At 73.9% G+C, this 17,614-nt stretch carries 13 protein-coding genes; 10 read left to right on the top strand and 3 right to left on the bottom strand.

Going from position 1 to position 17,614, the window contains the following annotated elements:
* Positions 1 to 69 precede the first annotated feature (69 nt).
* The 4 genes from ACIBQ8_RS28395 to ACIBQ8_RS28380 all read left to right on the top strand — a co-directional run bounded on the left by ACIBQ8_RS28395 (position 70) and on the right by ACIBQ8_RS28380 (position 3,625).
* Entirely contained in the window at positions 70 to 567 is a 498-nt protein-coding gene (locus tag ACIBQ8_RS28395) for a hypothetical protein (protein ID WP_397178637.1), read from the top strand.
* Positions 568 to 847: 280 nt separating this feature from the next.
* Entirely contained in the window at positions 848 to 1,480 is a 633-nt protein-coding gene (locus ACIBQ8_RS28390) for a GPP34 family phosphoprotein (protein WP_397178636.1), read from the top strand.
* A gap of 55 nt (positions 1,481 to 1,535) precedes the next feature.
* A complete protein-coding gene (locus ACIBQ8_RS28385) occupies positions 1,536 to 3,020 on the top strand; it encodes an APC family permease (protein ID WP_397193388.1) in 1,485 nt (494 codons plus the stop codon).
* Positions 3,017 to 3,625 (top strand): GNAT family N-acetyltransferase, encoded by a 609-nt coding sequence (locus ACIBQ8_RS28380; protein ID WP_397193387.1) that lies wholly within the window; start codon positions 3,017 to 3,019, stop codon positions 3,623 to 3,625. Before ACIBQ8_RS28385 ends, ACIBQ8_RS28380 begins: the two co-directional genes overlap by 4 nt.
* Before the next feature lie 76 nt (positions 3,626 to 3,701).
* Here ACIBQ8_RS28380 and ACIBQ8_RS28375 read toward each other — a convergent pair whose 3' ends face one another.
* Positions 3,702 to 5,672, bottom strand: coding sequence for a hypothetical protein (locus ACIBQ8_RS28375; RefSeq protein WP_397193386.1), 1,971 nt, complete (start codon positions 5,670 to 5,672; stop codon positions 3,702 to 3,704).
* 228 nt (positions 5,673 to 5,900) lie between these two features.
* Between ACIBQ8_RS28375 and ACIBQ8_RS28370 the strand changes: the two genes are divergently transcribed.
* The gene (locus ACIBQ8_RS28370; protein WP_397193395.1) at positions 5,901 to 7,031 is read left to right on the top strand and encodes an alkaline phosphatase PhoX; all 1,131 of its coding nucleotides are present in this window, start codon (positions 5,901 to 5,903) and stop codon (positions 7,029 to 7,031) included.
* A gap of 80 nt (positions 7,032 to 7,111) precedes the next feature.
* A complete protein-coding gene (locus tag ACIBQ8_RS28365) occupies positions 7,112 to 7,966 on the top strand; it encodes an SGNH/GDSL hydrolase family protein (protein ID WP_397178632.1) in 855 nt (284 codons plus the stop codon).
* Positions 7,967 to 8,017: 51 nt separating this feature from the next.
* Here the strand turns inward: ACIBQ8_RS28365 and ACIBQ8_RS28360 are convergent, their stop codons facing one another.
* Both ACIBQ8_RS28360 and ACIBQ8_RS28355 read right to left on the bottom strand, forming a co-directional pair.
* Positions 8,018 to 9,223: a PucR family transcriptional regulator gene (locus ACIBQ8_RS28360; RefSeq protein ID WP_397178631.1), complete on the bottom strand. Its 1,206-nt coding sequence runs from the start codon at positions 9,221 to 9,223 to the stop codon at positions 8,018 to 8,020.
* A gap of 85 nt (positions 9,224 to 9,308) precedes the next feature.
* A complete protein-coding gene (locus tag ACIBQ8_RS28355) occupies positions 9,309 to 9,800 on the bottom strand; it encodes a hypothetical protein (RefSeq protein ID WP_397178630.1) in 492 nt (163 codons plus the stop codon).
* A gap of 168 nt (positions 9,801 to 9,968) precedes the next feature.
* Between ACIBQ8_RS28355 and ACIBQ8_RS28350 the strand changes: the two genes are divergently transcribed.
* The 4 genes from ACIBQ8_RS28350 (at position 9,969) to ACIBQ8_RS28335 (ending at position 17,606) form a co-directional block, all read left to right on the top strand.
* On the top strand, positions 9,969 to 13,478 hold the full coding sequence (locus tag ACIBQ8_RS28350) for an ATP-binding protein (RefSeq protein ID WP_397193385.1): 3,510 nt from the start codon (positions 9,969 to 9,971) through the stop codon (positions 13,476 to 13,478).
* A 304-nt stretch (positions 13,479 to 13,782) separates the two neighbouring features.
* Complete coding sequence (locus tag ACIBQ8_RS28345) at positions 13,783 to 16,311, top strand: glycoside hydrolase family 9 protein (protein ID WP_397193384.1); 2,529 nt, start codon at positions 13,783 to 13,785, stop codon at positions 16,309 to 16,311.
* 75 nt (positions 16,312 to 16,386) lie between these two features.
* Positions 16,387 to 16,710: a PadR family transcriptional regulator gene (locus ACIBQ8_RS28340; RefSeq protein WP_189651648.1), complete on the top strand. Its 324-nt coding sequence runs from the start codon at positions 16,387 to 16,389 to the stop codon at positions 16,708 to 16,710.
* Complete coding sequence (locus ACIBQ8_RS28335; protein WP_397193383.1) at positions 16,707 to 17,606, top strand: hypothetical protein; 900 nt, start codon at positions 16,707 to 16,709, stop codon at positions 17,604 to 17,606. Before ACIBQ8_RS28340 ends, ACIBQ8_RS28335 begins: the two co-directional genes overlap by 4 nt.
* Positions 17,607 to 17,614 lie beyond the last annotated feature (8 nt).

Below are 17,614 nucleotides of genomic sequence, written 5' to 3'. Positions count from 1 at the left end.
GGACACGTCAGCCCGCAGCCGCCCGCGAACCGGGCGAACTTGTGCGCCCGCCGCGCAGTCAAACCCTGCATGACGACGAAGCACATCATCGCGGCGGCGACCCTCGCGGCGGGCGTCGCGCTGGCCGGGATCGCCTCCCCCGCGCTCGCCGCCCCCGCCTTCGGCCCCAACGGGTACGGCGGGGTCACGCTGGGCATGAGCGCCAAGGCCGCCCAGGCCACCGGGAAGATCGTCCACAAGCCCGGCCTCGACTCCGAGACCTGCTCCGGCTGGGACCTCAAGGCCCAGCGCACCGGCCGCGACGCGGTCGGCCTCTTCATCTCCAAGAAGCAGGGCGTGGCGATCATCTTCGCCCCGAAGGGCGCCAGGACGCCGCAGGGCATCGGCATCGGCTCGACCGGCGCCCAGCTCAAGCGCGCGTACGCGAACAAGCTGCGGACGGCCGCGAGCGGCTTCCCGTACGTCGCCGTGCCGGGCAACGCCAAGGCCCATTACTACTTCCTGCTCCGCAACGGCAAGATCTACGAGATGGGCCTGGCCCTCGACAAGCAGGACTGCGCGAACTGACGATCCGGAACCCCGGCGGCGATCCACGTCATCCGGCCCGTCCCGGCGGGCGCGCGCCCGATCCGGTCGCGACCGCGGCGGCCCGCCCATCAGGCGATCATCCGCTGACGGGCCCCGATCGGGCGGCACCGGCTTCTCCATGAAGCCGGTGCTTTTTTTATTTCCCGATAAATAGGGTCTAGCCCGGAGATGCCGGTTTTTGGTAGAAATTGCCGCTGGCGGCTACACGCTGCTTCCTGAACCGGTCATCCACCAATTCCTATAGTGAGCGGGCCGATTTTTGCTTGCCGATGATTTCTTCTTCGTCTGCTGGGACGCGACGGGCTCGGGCAAGCCTCGGCTGCACGTCCCGGGCGTGGCGCTCGGCCTGGCCGGGGCGCTGCTCGCGGAGCTGGTGCTGGAGCAGCGGATCACCGTCGAGGGGGTCCGGCTGCGGGTGGCCGACCGGCGCCGGGTCCCGGACGAGCTGGCCGGAAAGGTGCTGACCGAAATAGGCAATTCCCCGCAGCACACCGATGTGCGGACCTGGCTGGCCTACCTCGCACAACGCTCGGTCACCGAAGTCACCGGCCGGTTGATGGGTAATGGTCTGCTCGAACGCGAATCCCCGCGGCTACTCAAGCGTAAACAATTCCGCTATTTCTCCACCGACTTCAACCGGGCCATGTGGCCCTCCGCCCGGCTGCGGCTCGCGCTGGTGAAGTGGCAGCCGCTGACCCCGCACGACATGGCGCTGGCGGCGCTGGCCGAGGCCTGCGACCTGACCGACGTCGTCGTCGAGGACCCGGCCGACCGGCGCGGCGCCCACCAGTACCTGACCACGGTGCTGGCCGCGATGCCCCAGCCGCTCAGCGACCTCGGCCGCCAGGTGAGCGCGGCCGTCGGCGACGCCGTCCTGACCTACCGGACGTGAGCCCCGCACCGCCGATCCGACCACACCGCACCTGAACCCCCCAGAAAGGAACGCGATGCCTTCCGCGAGATCCGGCGCCGCGCCCGACCCGATCGCCGGCGCCCTGGCCGCCGACCGGCTCGGCGCGCCCTCGGTCGTCTACTTCGTCCTGTCGGCCGCCGCGCCGCTCACCGTCGTCGCCGGGGTGATCACCACCGGCTACGCCGTCACCGGCATCACCGGGCTGCCGATCGCGTTCCTGGTCGTGGGCGTGGTGCTGGCGGTGTTCGCGGTCGGGTACGTGGCCATGGCCCGCCACATGGCCAACGCAGGCGCGTTCTACACCTACATCAGCCGGGGGCTCGGCCGTCCGGCGGGCATCGCGGCGGCCTGGATGGCGCTGATCGCCTACAACGCCCTCCAGGTCGGCCTGTACGGCGCCTTCGGCGCGGCGGCCACCCCGCTGCTCGAACGCTGGTTCGGCGGCGCGCCGCCCTGGTGGGCCATCTCGCTGGTCGCCTGGGCGCTGGTGGGCGTCCTCGGGCTGATGCGGGTGGACGTCAACGGGCGGCTGCTGGCCGTCCTGCTCACCGCCGAGGTGGCGGTCATCCTGCTGTTCGACCTGGCGGACCTGGTCAACCCGGCGCCGTCGGGGTTCTCGGCCGAGACGTTGTCGCCCGCGGCGCTGTTCGTGCCGGGGGTGGGGGCGCTGCTGGTCATCGCGACGCTCGGGTTCGTCGGGTTCGAGTCGTCGGTGGTGTTCTCGGAGGAGAGCCGGGATCCGCGGCGTACCGTGCCGCTGGCCACGTACGCGTCGGTGGCGATCATCGCCGGGTTGTACGCGCTGTCGTCCTGGGCGATGACGGTCGCCACGGGACCGGCGGCCATCGTGGACGCCGCGCGCCGCGACCAGGCCGAGACGATCTTCGTCATCGCGAACCAGCACCTCGGCGGCGCGGTCGTGGACGTCGCCCGGGTGCTCTTCGTCACCAGCGTGTTCGCCGCCATGATCTCCTTCCACAACACCACCGCCCGGTACTTCTTCGCGCTCGGCCGCGAGCGGGTGCTGCCCGCCTTCTTCGGCCGCACCCGGCCGCGCAGCGGCGCGCCCCGGTCGGGCTCGATCGCGCAGACCGTGCTCGGGCTGGTCGTCATCGTGGTCTACGCGGTCCTGGGGCTCGACCCGCTGGTGCAGCTCTTCTTCTACGGCGGCTCGTTCGGCGGGTTCGGGGTGCTGCTGCTGGTGTTCGTGACCTCGATCGCGATCGTCGCCTTCTTCGCCCGGCAGCCGAGCGGCGAGAGCCTCGCGCGGCGGTTCCTGGCCCCCGTGCCCGCCGCGCTGGCGCTGGCGGTGATGGTGTGGCTGGCGCTGGACAACTTCTCGACGCTGCTCGGGGTGCCCGAGGGCGATCCGCTCGCCTGGATCCTGCCGGTCGTGTACGCGCTGGCAGCGCTGGTCGGCGCGGGCTGGGCGCTGGTCCTGCGCACGGGACAGCCGAGCGTGTACTCGCTGGTGGGCATGGGCGCCAAGGCCGCCGCCACGCCGGAGGCCGTCCGTTGACCCGCGCGCAGGACGTGGCGGCGCACGACGTCCGCCGGGCGACGGCCGGGGACGCCGGCGCGGTCGCCGAGCTGATCGCGACCGCGTTCGCGCGGCTGCCCGCCGTGTCGTACCTGGTGCCGGAGCCGGCCGGGCGGCACGAGATCATGGTGGCCGACTTCCTGATCCTCGTCTCGCACGCCATCGAGCACGGCGAGGTGGACCTGCTCGACGAGGGCCGCGCGGTCGCGGTCTGGCTCAGGCACACCGCCGACGCGCCGCTGCCCGGGCCGCCCGACTACGACCGCCGCCTGGCCGCCGCCACCGGCCGGTGGGCCGAGCGCTTCCGGGTGCTGGACGAGCTGTTCGAACGGCACCACCCGGAGCCGCCGTACCACCACCTGGCGTTCCTGGCCGTGCACCCGGACCACCAGGGCCGGGGGCTCGGATCGGCGCTGCTGCGCCGCCACCACGCCCTGCTGGACGGCGCGCCCGCCTACCTGGAGGCCAGCAGCGCCCGCAGCCGCGACCTGTACGCCAGGCACGGCTACCAGGCCGAGGAGCCGTTCGCGCTGCCCGACGGCGCCCTCTTCTGGCCGATGTGGCGCCCGGGCGTCACCGGATGACGCAGCGGCGCCCGGGCGTCACCGGGTGACGCAGCGGCGCCCGGGCGTCACCGGGTGACGCAGCGGCGCCCGGGCGTCACTGGGTGACGCAGGGTCCCTCGCAGACGTCGGCGACCACGCCGGTCTTGAGGAACACCGACTTCTGGAGCTGGGCGGCCGGGGTCCTGCGCGGCTTCTCGTGCGGGTCCTCGCCCTGCGTGGGCGGGGTGTTGGTGAGCGGCGGCGCGGGGGCGCCGCTGTCCCACATCACCAGGGCCGAGCCGGGATGGGCCCGGCCGCGGATGCCGGGGATGCCCCAGAAGGGCACGGCGTCCGGGCTGCGTCCCGGGGCGAGGGCCGGGGTGAGCAGCCGGGCGCCGACGGTCCGGGCCTCGACCTCGGCGGTGACCGTGGCCACCTGGTGGTCGCCGAAGGCCACGTGCATGAGCACCCGGTGCCGCGGCGTCCCCGGGTAGGGGCGGTCGGTCAGGTGGGCGGCGTAGCCGTCGGCCTCGCCGCGGTCCCACAGCATCTGCATGAGCGCCAGGATGAGCTGCTGGTCCAGCTTGTCGGGGTAGGCCCGGTCGAAGGCGGCCTGGAAGGGGGCGGCGTCGGCGCTGCGGTTGAACAGGGTGCTGTAGTTCATGCCGGTCACGCCGAGCACGCCGCGCTCGATGTCCGTCGACAGCGCGACCAGCGCGCCGCCCAGGATGCCGCCCTGGCTGTTGCCGTCGTACACCAGGCCGTGGCGCAGGTCGATCAGCGGGCGGCCGGCGGCGGTGCGGAAGGCGGGGTGCGCGGCGAAGCCGTCGCGGCCGGTCATGGCGCGGCCCAGGAACATGAAGTTGACGAAGCCCTGCAGCGTGCGGTCAGGGATCGTGCCGAACCGGGAGATGTCGGTGAAGACGGAGACGACGTTCGGGATGTCCTCGTCGGCCATGCCGATCCACTTGGTGGCGCAGAAGAGGAAGCCGTGCTCCTGCGCCATGGTTCTCACGTTCGACGCGCCCACCTCGGCGTGCCTGCCGAGCAGGCCGTGGCCGTACAGGGAGGGCCGGGCGGGGCGGTCGAAGGCGACGCGGGGGATCTCGCAGCGGAAGGGCGCCACCTGCTCGTTGCCGGGCAGGCGGGCCGGCAGGCCGTCGGGGCCGCGGTTGAGCGCCGACCCGGGCGGGCCGCCGGGCCGGTCGAGGTAGCTCGGCACGCGGAAGGTGCCCTCGACCCGGCGGGCGATCTGGGCGTCCTGCTCGGGGGTGAGGTCGGTGACCGAGGTGACCTCGAAGGCGGGCGCGCGGCCGCGCAGCGTGCGCAGGGCGTCGTCGCGCATGGCCAGCGCGGGACCGGCCAGGCCGCGCGCACTGGCGACGGTGAAGTCCCAGGCCAGGTAGAGGCCGCGGGCGCCGACGCCGGCGCGGCGCAGCGCGGACAGCGCGGGCTGGAGGCGGCGCTGACGGTCGTGCAGCTCGTGGTCCGGCGGCAGGGGCGGCCCGGCGACCGCGGCGAAGGCGGGGTTCGGCGGGATCGGGGCCCCGGCGGCGTCGCGCAGGTCGCGCAGGGCGACGGCGTAGCGGTGGCCCTCGCTCAGGTTGCGGGCCGGGCGGACGATCAGGGCCTGGCGGCCGGCGGGCGCGTTCGCGTCGAGCTCGGCCCAGTACGGCCACCGCTCCCCCGTCACGGTGTCCAGCAGCACGACGGGCGCGTCCCGGTCCAGCGACCTGCCGATGTCGGTGATCGGCGCGGCGCCCGTCCTGGCCAGGTCGAGCCCCGGCACCCTGGCCAGCAGCATCGAGCCCGGGGAAAAGCCGTCGTTCCTGTTCCACTCGGCGGGCGCGATCGGCACGCCGGCGGCCGAGACCGGCATGGAATCGGCCGCGAAGGCCACCCGGCGGCCCGTGCCGGTGCCGCGGTCGGCGACGGTGAACCAGTCGTTCGGGAACGGCAGCAGGCAGGCGGCCGGGTCGATCGGGTCGCAGCCGGACGGTACGGGGGCCGCCGAAGCCGGTGACGCCGGCGGGGCCGCGAGCGTCGCGCAGGCCAGGGCGAGGGCGGTGAGGAGACGGGGAAGCACGCGCACGGGCACCTCGGGAGCTGATCGAGGCCGGGGGTTCGGGCCATGGTTCATCGCCGCGGGGCCGCCGTCAATGGCTTCACGAAATGCCGCGCAGATTTGTGAGGCGTCACAGATTTGACCGTCCGGATTTACCGCCCTGTCCAGTTCACAGAAGGACGAGCAGGGCTCATCGTCATGTCTGCGAATTCAAACGACCTCGAACGACGCGAGCCACGTGGAGTGATGATGCGCCGTCGCACCTTTCTCAGGACCGTCTCCGCGGCGGTCGCGTTCTCCGGGGCGATGTGGCACGACGCCGTCGCCTCCGCGGCGGGCGCGGGCGTGAGCCCGTACGGGCCGCTCGGCGCCCCGGACGCGAACGGCATGGCGCTGCCCGCCGGTTTCACCAGCCGGGTGGTGGCCAGGTCGGGCCGGGTCGTCGGCGGCACGCTGTGGCACCCCGCTCCTGACGGCGGCGCGTGCTTCGCCGACGGCTCCGGCTGGATCTACGTGTCCAACTCCGAGGTGCCGCTGGTGGGCGGGGCCTCGGCGATCAGATTCAGGGCCGACGGCTCGATCGACCGGGCGTACCGGATCCTGAGCGGCACGAACCTCAACTGCGCGGGCGGCGCGACCCCGTGGGGCACCTGGCTGTCCTGCGAGGAGATCTTCCGCGGCAAGGTCTACGAGACCGACCCGTACGGCAACCGCTCCGCCCAGCAGCGCCCCGCGATGGGCAAGTTCAAGCACGAGGCCGCGGCCTGCGACCCCGACCACAAGGTCGTCTACCTGACCGAGGACGAGGGCGACGGCTGCTTCTACCGCTTCACCCCCACCACCTGGGGCGACCTGTCCAGCGGCCGGCTCGACGTGCTCTGCGGCCTCGGCGGCGACAGCGTCGAGTGGTGGCCCGTGCCCGACGCGACGCCCGGCGTCTTCGACACCCAGACCAGGCACCAGGTCTCGGCGGCCCGCCACTTCAGCGGCGGCGAGGGCTGCCACTACGCCGCCGGGATCTGCTACTTCACCGCCAAGGGCGACCGCAAGGTCTGGGCCTACGACACCGCCCGGCAGACGGTCACCGCGATCTACGAGGGCGGCGGCACCCTCGACGGCGTCGACAACATCACCGGCCGCCCGTCCGGCGACCTGTACGTGGCCGAGGACGGCGGCAACATGGAGATCAACATCATCACCCCCGACCGCGTGGTCGCCCCCGTCATGCGCCTGGACGGCCAGGCCAAGTCGGAGATCACCGGCCCCGCCTTCTCCCCCGACGGCACCCGGCTCTACTTCTCCTCCCAGCGCGGCACCAGCGGCGAGACCGCCGGGACCGGCGGGATCACGTACGAGGTGACCGGGCCCTTCCGCCGCTGACCAGCACGGTTCCACCCCCCGCCGGACCAGCGCGGCCGGCGCGGCCTCCGCACCCCCCACCCCCGCCGAAGGAGTCCTCCATGGTCCGACGGTTGCTCGTCCTGCTCTCCGCGACCGCCCTGGCGCTCGGCGTCGCGCCCCCCGCACACGCCGCCCAGGGCGAGGTGTACGTGGCGCTCGGCGACTCCGCCGCGTCGGGTCCCCTGGTGCCCAACCAGGTCGTGCCCGACCTCGGGTGCTGGCGTTCCGACCACAACTACGCCCACCTGACCGCCCAGGCCATCGGCGCCGCCACCTTCAGGGACGTCACCTGCTCCGGCGCCAAGACCCGCGACATGTACAACTCCCAGGGCACCGACCTCGGCAGCGTCGCGCCCCAGCTCGACGCGCTCAGCTCGGACACCACCCTGGTCACGGTGCAGATCGGCGCCAACGACGTCGGCCTGACCGGCTTCATCGAGGACTGCCTGAACCTGCTGCCCCCGCCCATCGGCGACGCCTGCAACGACGACTACGTCGTCAACGGCCAGGACTCCTGGCGGGTCAAGACCGACGCGCTGCGGCCCAAGCTGACCACGCTGGTGACCGACATCCGCGCCCGCGCCCCGCGCGCCCGGATCTTCATGGTCGGCTACGCCACCTACGCGCCGCCGAACGGCTGCTACCCGACCGTCCCGATCATCAAGGCCGACGCCAACTACATCCGGGCCACGCTCCAGTACTTCAACCAGATGCTGGCCGAGCAGGCCGCCGCCGCGGGCGTGTCGTTCGTCGACCTGCAGACGCCGAGCGTGGGCCACGACCCGTGCAAGGCCCCCGGCGTGCGCTGGATCGAGCCGTACGTGCCGGCCTCGCCCGCCGCCCCGTTCCACCCCAACGGTCTCGGGATGAAGAACTTCGCCACCGTGGTGACCGCCGCGGTGTCCTCGGTCTGAACGCTCCGGATCGTGCGACGGGAGCCGTCCCCTGCCGGGGGCGGCTCCCGTTCACTTGCGGTGCTGGCGTCTGGCGGCCAGCGCGGCGCCGATGCGTTGCAGGTGGGCCGGGTCCACGGGGTCGAGGCCGGTCAGGCTGACGGCCCTGCGCAGGCGGTAGTCGACCGTGTTGGGGTGCACGTGCAGCAGCTCGGCCGTACGGCGGCGGTCGAGGCCGGTGTCCAGGTAGACCGTGAGCGTCCTGAGCAGGTCGGGGTTGTCGAGCAGCGGGTCGAGCAGCCCGGCCAGCACGGCGGTGGCCTGGCTCGGCCGGGTGAGCTGGTACTCCAGCAGCACGTCGGCCAGCCGGTAGGCTCCCGGCGGCTGCTCGAAGATCCGCACCACCTCCAGGACCTCCTCGGCCAGCTTGACCGCCTCCGGCACCCCGGCCGGCGCGGCGATCTCGGCCGCCGCCCACACCGGCACGCCGGCCGCCTTGGCCATCGCGGCGGCCGTCTCGCCGACCTCGTACCAGTCGGGGTCCTCGCCGGTGACCGGCACGAACACCAGGCCGCCCGTCGTGTCCAGCACCGACAGCACCGGCTCGGCCGCGCCGCGCTGGAGCGCCGTCCTGATCCGGTGGAGCTTGCGGCGGCCCGCGATCGACCCGCCCGGCTCGTCGCTCTCCTCGTCGGGATGCCGGCCGACGGAGAGCGCCAGCACCAGGTAGCGGGGGGCCAGCCGCACCCCGGCCAGGGCCGCCCGGTCGCCGCCGAGCAGCGCGGACACGGCGGCGTGCAGCGCGTGCTGCTCGTGGCTGAGCATGCCCTCGCGTTCCTCCAGGTACGCGGTGCACACGGCGGCCGTCACCGACTCCGTGTAGAGCAGGATGAGGCGGTTGGCCGTCAGCACGTCCTCGAAGTCGGCGGGCGTGGCCGCGGCGAACAGGTGCTCCCACACCTTGCGCGCGCCCAGGTGGTAGGCGGCCAGCAGGGCCTCCAGCGGCACGCCCTCCTGGGCGCGGCGGGCCGCCGACGAGCGCAGGGGGGCCAGCTCGGCCCTGGTGGGCGGGCGGCGGTCGCGGAACATGCGGGCGATCAGCCGCAGGTTGTGCTCGGTGATGACGGTGATCTCGCCGTCGAGCTCCTCCTTCGGCAGCCGCCGGTAGAGGGGGATCTCCTCGGCGAAGCCGCGGACGAGCTGCCTGGCCAGCTTGGCGGTCTGGCGTTCGAGCAGCTCGTGCGCGGCGCACCCGGCCAGGGTGAGGGCAGGGACCACGTTCGAAACCCTCCCAGAACATCCGGCGTCAGTGAAGGCCCCGCCGGCGTGCGGCGGGGCCTCGCGCAGGTCAGGGCCTCTCGGGTCACTGCCTGGTCAGCTTGAGCCGGACGGTGTAGGTGTAGTCCGTCTCGTCGGTGCCCTCGACGATGGTCGTCTCCGTCGTGTCCGCGCCGACGGCCAGGCCCGCGCAGACCGAGCCGTGCGCGGTGGCCTTGCCCAGGCTGTCGCCCTCGCCCACGATCGGCGGGGTGACCTCGCGCAGGTCGAACTTGACGTCCTCGCTGCCCACGAGGAGCGTGGACGGGTACTCGAAGTCGGCCGGGTCGCCGTCGCCGCCGGTCTTCATCGAGAAGTAGTTGGCGCTGAACTTGGGGAACAGGTTCCCGTCGACCTTGAAGCGGAGTTCGTCCTTGCCGTCGCGTTCGGCCACGTTGTTGGCGTCGATGTCGTACAGGGTGATGACGCAGGAGGCGGTCGTGGCGGTCGTCGCGGCGGCCGGGCCCGCGGTCAGGGCCGCGGGGGCGGCGACGCCGGCGGCCAGGGCGAGCGTGGCGATCAGTCGGTGAGCGTGCATGCTGTCGTGTCCTTCGGTCCGTGCCTCGCGGCGGTCGCGAAGCCGGTCCTCAGAGTGCGGACGGCATCGTGAGCACATCGTGAGAGCACAGGTCAGTGGCGCGGAACACGCGCTGTCTGTGGCTTTTGCCGCAGTCTGTCCGGGCGGGCCCGCCTACTGTCGTCCGCCATGGGAGAGTCGCTGATCCTGCTGCTGCTCGGGCCGCCCGACCTGGCCGTCGGGGGCGCGCCGGTGGGCCTGCGCGCGGCCAAGTCCAGGGCCCTGCTGTGCTACCTCGCCACCACGACCGGGCCGCGGTCGCGGTCGGAGCTGGCCGCGCTGCTGTGGGGCGAGCGCCCGGACGCCAACGCGCGCGGCAGCCTGCGGCTGGCCCTGTCGGAGCTGCGCAGGGAGGTCGGCGGCTGGCTCGACATCACCCGCGACCACGTGCGCTTCCTCGGCGACCTGGACGGCTGCTTCGTGGACCACCGGCAGCTCACGGCCGCCTCGACGGTCACGCAGGCGCTGGCCCTGTGGCGCGGGGAGTTCCTGGACGGCGTCTGCATCGGCGACGCCCCCGCCTTCGCGGGCTGGCTGGCGGAGGAGCGCGGCCGGGTGCGCACGCTGCTGCGCGACCTGCTCACGCAGGCCGGGGCCGACGGCTCCGCGCCGGTGGTGCGGCTGGCGCGGATCGTGGCGGCGCTGGACCCGTTCGACGAGGAGGCGCACCGGCTGCTGATGGCGTCCCTGGCCGAAGCGGGGAACCGGGCGGCGGCGCTGGCCTGCTACGACGACCTGCGCCACCGCCTGGCCGCCGAACTGGGCGTCGCCCCCGCCCCGGAGACCCAGGCCCTGCGCCGCGACCTGCTCCCCCGCCGCCCCGCCGCCGCGACGGCCGGGACCGGGCGGGCGCCCCTGCCCGTTCCCGGTTCCACGCTTTTCGGGCGCGCGGACGAGGTCCGGCGGGTGCGCGCGCTGGTGGCGGGGCGGCGGCTGGTGACGCTGGTCGGGCCCGGAGGGGTCGGCAAGACCCGGCTGGCCGTCGCGGCCGCCGCCGTCCGCGACGGCCGGGAGGTGGCGTTCGTCTCGTTCGTTGGGGTACGTCCCGAGGCCGCCGTCACCACGCTGGCCCGCCGCCTGGGCGTGGACCTCTCGCCGCCGCGTCCCGCCCTCGACCTCCTGCTGGCCGCCCTCGCCGGACGCCGGCTCCTCCTCGTCCTGGACAACCTGGAGCACCTTCCCGGCTTCGACGCGGTCGTGGGCGAGATCCTGCGCGCCGCGCCCGGCGTACGGGTCCTGGCGACCAGCCGGCGGCGTCCCGACCTGCCCGGCCAGGTGGCCGTCGAGGTGGCGGGGCTGCCGGGGCCGGCCGCCGAGGCGCTGTTCGCGGCCAGGGCGGTGCGGGCGCAGCCGTCCTTCGACCCCGACGCCGAAGCCGCCATGGTGGCCGCGATCTGCGCCGCCACCTGCGGTTTCCCCCTGGCCATCGAGCTGGCGGCCGGGCTGCTGCGCGCCGTCCCGTGCGCGGAGCTGGCCCGGCGGCTCGGCGTGGACCTGGAGCTCCTCACGGCCGGCGGTCCCGCCGTCCGCCCGCGGCACGCGTGCATGAGGACGGTCTTCGAGACGTCCTGGAGCCTGCTCGGGCCGCCGGAGCGGGCGGCGCTGGCCGCGCTGTCGGTGTTCGGCGGCGGCTGCACGCTGCCGCACGCGCTGGAGGTCGCCGGCACGACCCCGCGGGTGCTGGTCCGCCTGGTCGACCAGAGCATGCTGCACCTCACCCCGGCCGGACGGTACGCGGTCCACCCGCTCGTCCAGCAGTTCGCCGCCGCCCGCCTGGCCGAGGACCCGGCGACCCGGGACGCGGTGCGAAGACGGCACGCCGCCTGCTTCGCCCGCCTGCTCGACCGGCACGCCGCGGCGCTCCAGGACGCGTCGGACACCGAGGCCGTCCGGGTGCTCGGCGCCGACCTGGACAACATCAGGACGGCCTGGGCCGCGTCCGGCGACCCCGCCTTCCTCGATCACTACTGGACGTTGTGCCTGCGGTTACGCCTGTACGAGGAGTCGGCGGCCGTCGTGGGGCGGCGGCTGGAGAGCGGCGCGGACGTGCCGTGCCTGCGGGCGCGGTGGTTGCGGATGGCGGGGATCAGCGCGTACCAGCTCGCCCGCGAGGGCGAGGCGGCCCACCTGGCCCGAACCGCACTGACCACCCTCGGCCAACCCCTCCCCACCATCCTGGGCCGGTCCAGCACGGCCGTCCCGACCTGGTCCAGCGCGGGCGTCCCGGCCTGGGCCGTCGCGGGCGTCCCGGCCGCCGTGCGGTGGGCCGGGCCTTTGGTGGTGGTGCTGGGCGCCGCCGTGCGGCAGGCCGGGCCTGTTGTGGGTGTGCTGGGCGCCGTCGTGCGGCAGGCCGTCCATCGCCTGGTGCCGCCGCGGCGGACGGACGCGGCCGACGCGGAGGCCGCCCAGGCGCTCACGTTGCTGGCCCGGCTCGCCTACCACCAACAGGACCTGCCGACGATGCTGGTGGCCTCACTCCGCCAGCTCAACGCCGCCGAACGCGCACCGGACCCCGCCCTGCGGGCCGAGGCGTACGCGAACTTCGCCACGATCGCCCGGATCGCCGGCCGCCACGGGATCGCCGCCCACTACGGCGGACTCGCCGACCGGGCGCTGGACGGCGTCCCGCACCCGACGGAGGCGGCCAGCCGGGCACGGCTCGCGCGCGGGCTGGACCAGCTCCACGCGGGCGCGTTCGGAGCGGCCCGCCGGTCGTTCGCCGAGGGACGGTCCCGGACGCTCGACCCCCGGATGGCGGAGAACTGCGCGGGCATGCTGGCCGAGACCGCCCTGTGGGAGGGGAGGTTCGCCGAGGCGGCGGAACTGTTCGCCGAGACCGAGGAGCTGTCGGTCAATCGCGTGGGCGGGGACGACATCGGCCGCCACTGGTGCCTGGCGGGCCGCGCGGAGGCGCTGCTGCGGCTCGACGACGTGCCCGCCGAGCGGATCGCGGAAGTGCTGGCGGCGGCCCGCGCGTCCATGGAACGGCGGCGCGCCCTCGCCGCCCGGCTGGGCCTCCATGACAGCCCGTCCCTGCACACCATCCAGTCCCTACGCCTCCTGACCGCCACCACCCGCCTGACCATCACCCCCACCCCCCGCACGACACCCGCCCCCACCCCTGCCACAGCGCACCCGATCGGCGCAGTGGACGCGATGGGCCTGGCACTCCCGAAGGTCCCGGTGGGTGCGGCGGGTGCGGCGGCCTTGGGCGCTTCGGTGGACTTGGCGGGTTCTGGGGGCGCGGTGGTGCTTGACGTTGGCGGGGTGCGGGGGGCGCTGGTTCGGGCGCTCGGGATGGCGGACGGGTTGCCGTCGGCGCAGCCCGGCATGCTGGAGTGCTGGGCGGGGCTGGCGGAGTTGATGTGGCACGTACGCGACCACGTGGACCGCGCGACCGCCCGCCGCCTCCACGCCCACCTGGCCCGTTACCTGGCCCGCAACCCGGGCGCGGCGGCCAGGATCGGGTGGGCCCGCGCCCTGGTGCTGGCCGTCGCGGGCCGGAGACGGGCCGCCGTCCGGGCCGCCGGACAGGCGCTGGCCGCCGCCGACCGCCTCGCCACCCCCTACGACCGCCGCAGAGCCACAGACCTCCTCCACCACCTGACCTCCGAGCTGCCACGATCCCCCGACCGGTGACAGCCCGGCCTCTCACCGTCCCCCGGCCCGTAACAGGCGGGGCTGTCGCATTCCCCCGGCCCGCGAGAAGCAGGGCTGTCACGATCCCAGGCCCGTGAAACGAGCCCAAGCCCGTGAAGCGGGCCTGCCCCCGCCGTACGAGCCCAAGCGCGCGAAACGGGGCCCAAGCCCGTGCAGCGGGCCCAGGGGTGAAAGTTTCAGGGTCTTCGGGCGCGATCGGGTGCAGCCGTTGACGGGGCGGCGGTGGGCAAGGAGGATCGGGATCGCTCCATTGGGAGCGCTCCCAACCCCCCGAAGGACCTCCATGACCCGATGCCGGGCCGCGCTGCTGGCCCTCCTCACCATGGTCGCCCTGTCCCCCGCCGCGTCCGCCCGCGCCGCCGACGAGGGACCCGAGCAGATCGTGAACGGCACCTTCGACGCCGGCACCGCCCCCTGGTGGAGCACCGGCAACACCACCCTGACCCTCGACGGCGGCAGGCTGTGCGCCGACGTCCCCGGCGGCACCGCCAACCCCTGGGACGTCATCATCGGCCAGGACGGCGTCCCGCTGGTCGCCGGCGACACCTACGCCTACCGGTTCTCGGCCTCCGCCACCCCCGCCAAGGTCGGCAAGGCCCTGATCCAGCTCCCGGTGGACCCGTGGACGCAGTACCTGTCGGCCGCCCCGGAGCTGAGCGTCTCGGGGAACGACTACTCCTACACCTTCACCGCCCCGGTCTCGCTGCCGAACGCCCAGGTGGCGTTCCAGCTGGGCGGCAGCGCCGAGCCCTGGAGGTTCTGCATGGACGACGTGTCGCTGAAGGGCGGCGCCGAACCCGAGGTCTACGAGCCGGACACGGGCCCGCGCGTCCGCGTGAACATGGTCGGCTACCTGCCTTCGGGCCCGAAGAAGGCCACCCTGGTCACCGAGGCGACCACGCCCCTGGACTGGGAGCTGCGGAACGCGGCACGGGAAACGGTCGCGAACGGACGTACCGCCCCGAAGGGCACGGACGCCAGCTCCGGCCAGAACGTGCACACCATCGACTTCGGCGCCTACGCCAAACCCGGCGAGGGCTACACGCTGACCGCCGACGGCGAGACCAGCAGGCCGTTCGACATCGGCGCGGACGTCTACGACTCCCTCCCCACGGACGCGCTGAAGTTCTACTACACCCAGCGCAGCGGCATCGAGATCCTCGACAGCCTGCGTCCCGGCTACGGACGCCCGGCCGGCCACGCGGGCACGTCCCCCAACCAGGGCGACACGAACGTGCCCTGTCAGCCGGGCGGCTGCGACTACACGCTGAACGTCAAGGGCGGCTGGTACGACGCCGGCGACCACGGCAAGTACGTGGTCAACGGCGGCATCGCGGTCCACCAGCTCATGGCGGCCTACGAGCGCGACAGGGCCGCCTTCACCGACGGCCAGCTCAAGATCCCCGAGAGCGGCAACGGCGTCCCGGACGTGCTGGACGAGGCCCGCTGGGAGCAGGAGTTCATCCTGAGCATGCAGGTGCCGGACGGCGAGCCGGACGCGGGGATGGCCCACCACAAGGTGCACGACCAGAACTGGACCGGCCTGCCGCTGCTGCCGCACCTCGACCCGCAGAAGCGCGAGCTGCACCCGCCGTCCACGGCCGCGACGCTCAACCTGGCCGCGACGGCGGCGCAGGCGGCCCGGCTGTTCGCGCCCTACGACGCGGCCTTCGCGGCGAGGAACCTCAAGGCGGCGCGCAAGGCGTGGGCGGCGGCGAAGGCGAACCCGGCCCGGTACGCCGACCCCGCCGACGGCGTGGGCGGCGGCGCCTACGACGACGCCGACGTGAGCGACGAGTTCTACTGGGCGGCGGCCGAGCTCTACCTGACGACGGGCGAGAAGGAGTTCGCGGACTTCGTCCTGGCCTCGCCGCACCACACGGGCGACATCTGGCGCGAGCGCGGCTTCGACTGGGGCAACACCGCCCAGCTCGGCCGGCTGGGCCTGGCGACCGTGCCCAACGCGCTGCCGGGCCGGGACAAGGTGCGGCGGTCGGTCGTCGAGGGGGCGGAGAAGTACCTGGCGGTCCAGCGGGCGCACCCGTACGGGCTGCCGTACGCGCCGGCGGACTTCGACTGGGGCTCCAACAACCTCGTCCTCAACAACCTGGTCGTCCTGGCCACCGCCTACGACCTGACCGGCGAGGAGAAGTACCGGGCCGCCGTCCGGGAGGGGATGGACTACCTGCTCGGCCGCAACGCGCTCAACATCTCCTACGTCACCGGCTACGGCGAGGTCTCCGCCCAGAACCAGCACAGCCGCTGGTACGCCCACCAGCTCGACCACGCGCTGCCGCACCCGCCGCGCGGCTCGCTGGCCGGCGGCCCCAACTCCGCCATCCAGGACCCGGTCGCCCAGCGGCTGCTGCGCGGCTGCAGGCCGCAGTTCTGCTACATCGACGACATCGAGTCCTGGTCCACCAACGAGCTGACGATCAACTGGAACTCGCCGCTGGCGTGGGTGTCGGCGTTCCTGGCGGACAAGGGCGAGCAATCGGCCTGCCGGGTGCGCTACTCGGCGCACGGCTCGTGGCCCGGCGGCTTCACCAGCCAGATCGTGATCGAGAACACCGGCCGGGAGAGCGTGGACGGCTGGACCCTGAGCTGGTCGTTCCCCGGCGACCAGCGGATCAAGGAGGGCTGGGGGGCCGACCTCGCCCAGTCCGGCGCGGCGGTGACGGCGCGCAGCCTCGGCTACAACGGCCGGATCAGGCCCGGCGGGACCGTGACGTTCGGTTTCGTCGGCACGCACGCCTCGGGGCCCAACCCGGCCCCGGAGGTCTTCCGCCTGAACGGCGACCGCTGCCGGTGACGTGCGACGCGGGCGGGCCCTCCGGGGGGCCGCCCGCGTTGCCCACACTCCGTTGAACGGATTAATGTCTCCCCCATGCCCAGGGGAACCTCAGAAGTCAGCGAGCCGATGTACTTCGTGCTCGCCGCGCTGCGCGCCGGCCCGCTGCACGGCCACGCGATCAGCAAGTCGGTCAAGGAGCTGTCCGGCGGCCGGGTCCAGCCGTCCGTCGGCACGCTCTACGGCATCCTGGAACGCCTGAACGAGCGCGGCGTCATCACCGTCGACCGCGAGGAGACGGTCAACGGGCGCAACCGGCGCTACTTCCGGATCACCGACGAGGGCCAGGCGCTGGTGGAGGCCGAGGCGAGACGCATGCAGGCGGCCGCCTCGCTCGTCCTGCGGCCGTCGGCCGGATGACGGCCGTCGGGCCGGCAGGAGTGTCGGCGCTCGAACGGCGCTACCGCAGGCTCCTGCTCGCCTACCCCAGGACCTACCGCACCGCCCACGGCGACGAGCTGCTCGACGTGCTCCTGGAGTCGGCCGCGCCGGGCCGGCGGATCCCGGTGCCGCGCGAGGCGTGGGGGCTGCTCACGGGCGGGGTGCGCAGCCGGGTCGTCCATCTGGCGAGCGGCAGCCCCTGGGCGGACGGCGTGCACCTCGCCGTCACCGCCGTCGCGGCGGCGAACCTGGCCGCGCTGCTGCCCTACGCCGGCACGCTGCCGCTCTGGACGCTGCTGTCGGCGCTCACGCTGCTGGCGACCGCCCGCGGACGCCTGCGCACGGCGGCGGCGCTGACGCTGCTCACCGGGGCCAAGGCGGTGGCACTGGCCGGCGGCTGGCGACTGTTCGACACGACGCTGTTACCGGTCTATCCGACGTTCCTCCAGTCCCGGCCGTTGTTCATGGACAGCGACCCCTACCTGGTGGCGGGCACCTACGCGGTGGCGCTGGCCGGCCTGCTCGCGCTGCGGCGGGCGCCGCGCACGAGGTCGTGGTGGTGGTTGGCGGCGGCCGTCGCGGCGAGCTGGGCGGGCCCCGAGTGGATGGAGGACCCGTCGAGGCTCCCGATCAGCCTGAGCAGGCTGGTGGTGGAGGCGGTCGCGTTCGGGCTCGCGGCGGGGAGCGCCTACCTGGCCCGCGACCACCGGTGGACGCTGGCGGCGGCGATCTACCTGGCGACGGCGTCGGGCGAGCTGGTTCTGCACTCCGACGCCCTGACCCGGCAGCACCTGGCCTATTGGGGGGTGCTCGCGCTGCTGGTCGTGGGGGCCGCCTTCGCGCCCTTCCGCCAGCGGCGGCACTGCCTGGATTGACCATACTT

The organism is Nonomuraea sp. NPDC049646 (assembly GCF_044465525.1).
GTDB lineage: Bacteria > Actinomycetota > Actinomycetes > Streptosporangiales > Streptosporangiaceae > Nonomuraea.
The sequence above is the reverse complement of the archived record's forward strand: the minus strand, read 5'-3'. Positions and strand labels throughout refer to the sequence as shown.

Excerpts from the sequence above, each read along its gene's own strand:
- ACIBQ8_RS28395 (WP_397178637.1), top strand. The coding sequence starts at position 70 with ATGACGACGAAGCACATCATCGCGGCGGCGACCCTCGCGGCGGGCGTC.
- ACIBQ8_RS28385 (WP_397193388.1), top strand. The coding sequence starts at position 1,536 with ATGCCTTCCGCGAGATCCGGCGCCGCGCCCGACCCGATCGCCGGCGCC.
- ACIBQ8_RS28370 (WP_397193395.1), top strand. The coding sequence starts at position 5,901 with ATGCGCCGTCGCACCTTTCTCAGGACCGTCTCCGCGGCGGTCGCGTTC.
- ACIBQ8_RS28365 (WP_397178632.1), top strand. The coding sequence starts at position 7,112 with ATGGTCCGACGGTTGCTCGTCCTGCTCTCCGCGACCGCCCTGGCGCTC.
- ACIBQ8_RS28355 (WP_397178630.1), bottom strand. The coding sequence starts at position 9,800 with ATGCACGCTCACCGACTGATCGCCACGCTCGCCCTGGCCGCCGGCGTC.
- ACIBQ8_RS28350 (WP_397193385.1), top strand. The coding sequence starts at position 9,969 with ATGGGAGAGTCGCTGATCCTGCTGCTGCTCGGGCCGCCCGACCTGGCC.
- ACIBQ8_RS28345 (WP_397193384.1), top strand. The coding sequence starts at position 13,783 with ATGACCCGATGCCGGGCCGCGCTGCTGGCCCTCCTCACCATGGTCGCC.
- ACIBQ8_RS28340 (WP_189651648.1), top strand. The coding sequence starts at position 16,387 with ATGCCCAGGGGAACCTCAGAAGTCAGCGAGCCGATGTACTTCGTGCTC.
- ACIBQ8_RS28335 (WP_397193383.1), top strand. The coding sequence starts at position 16,707 with ATGACGGCCGTCGGGCCGGCAGGAGTGTCGGCGCTCGAACGGCGCTAC.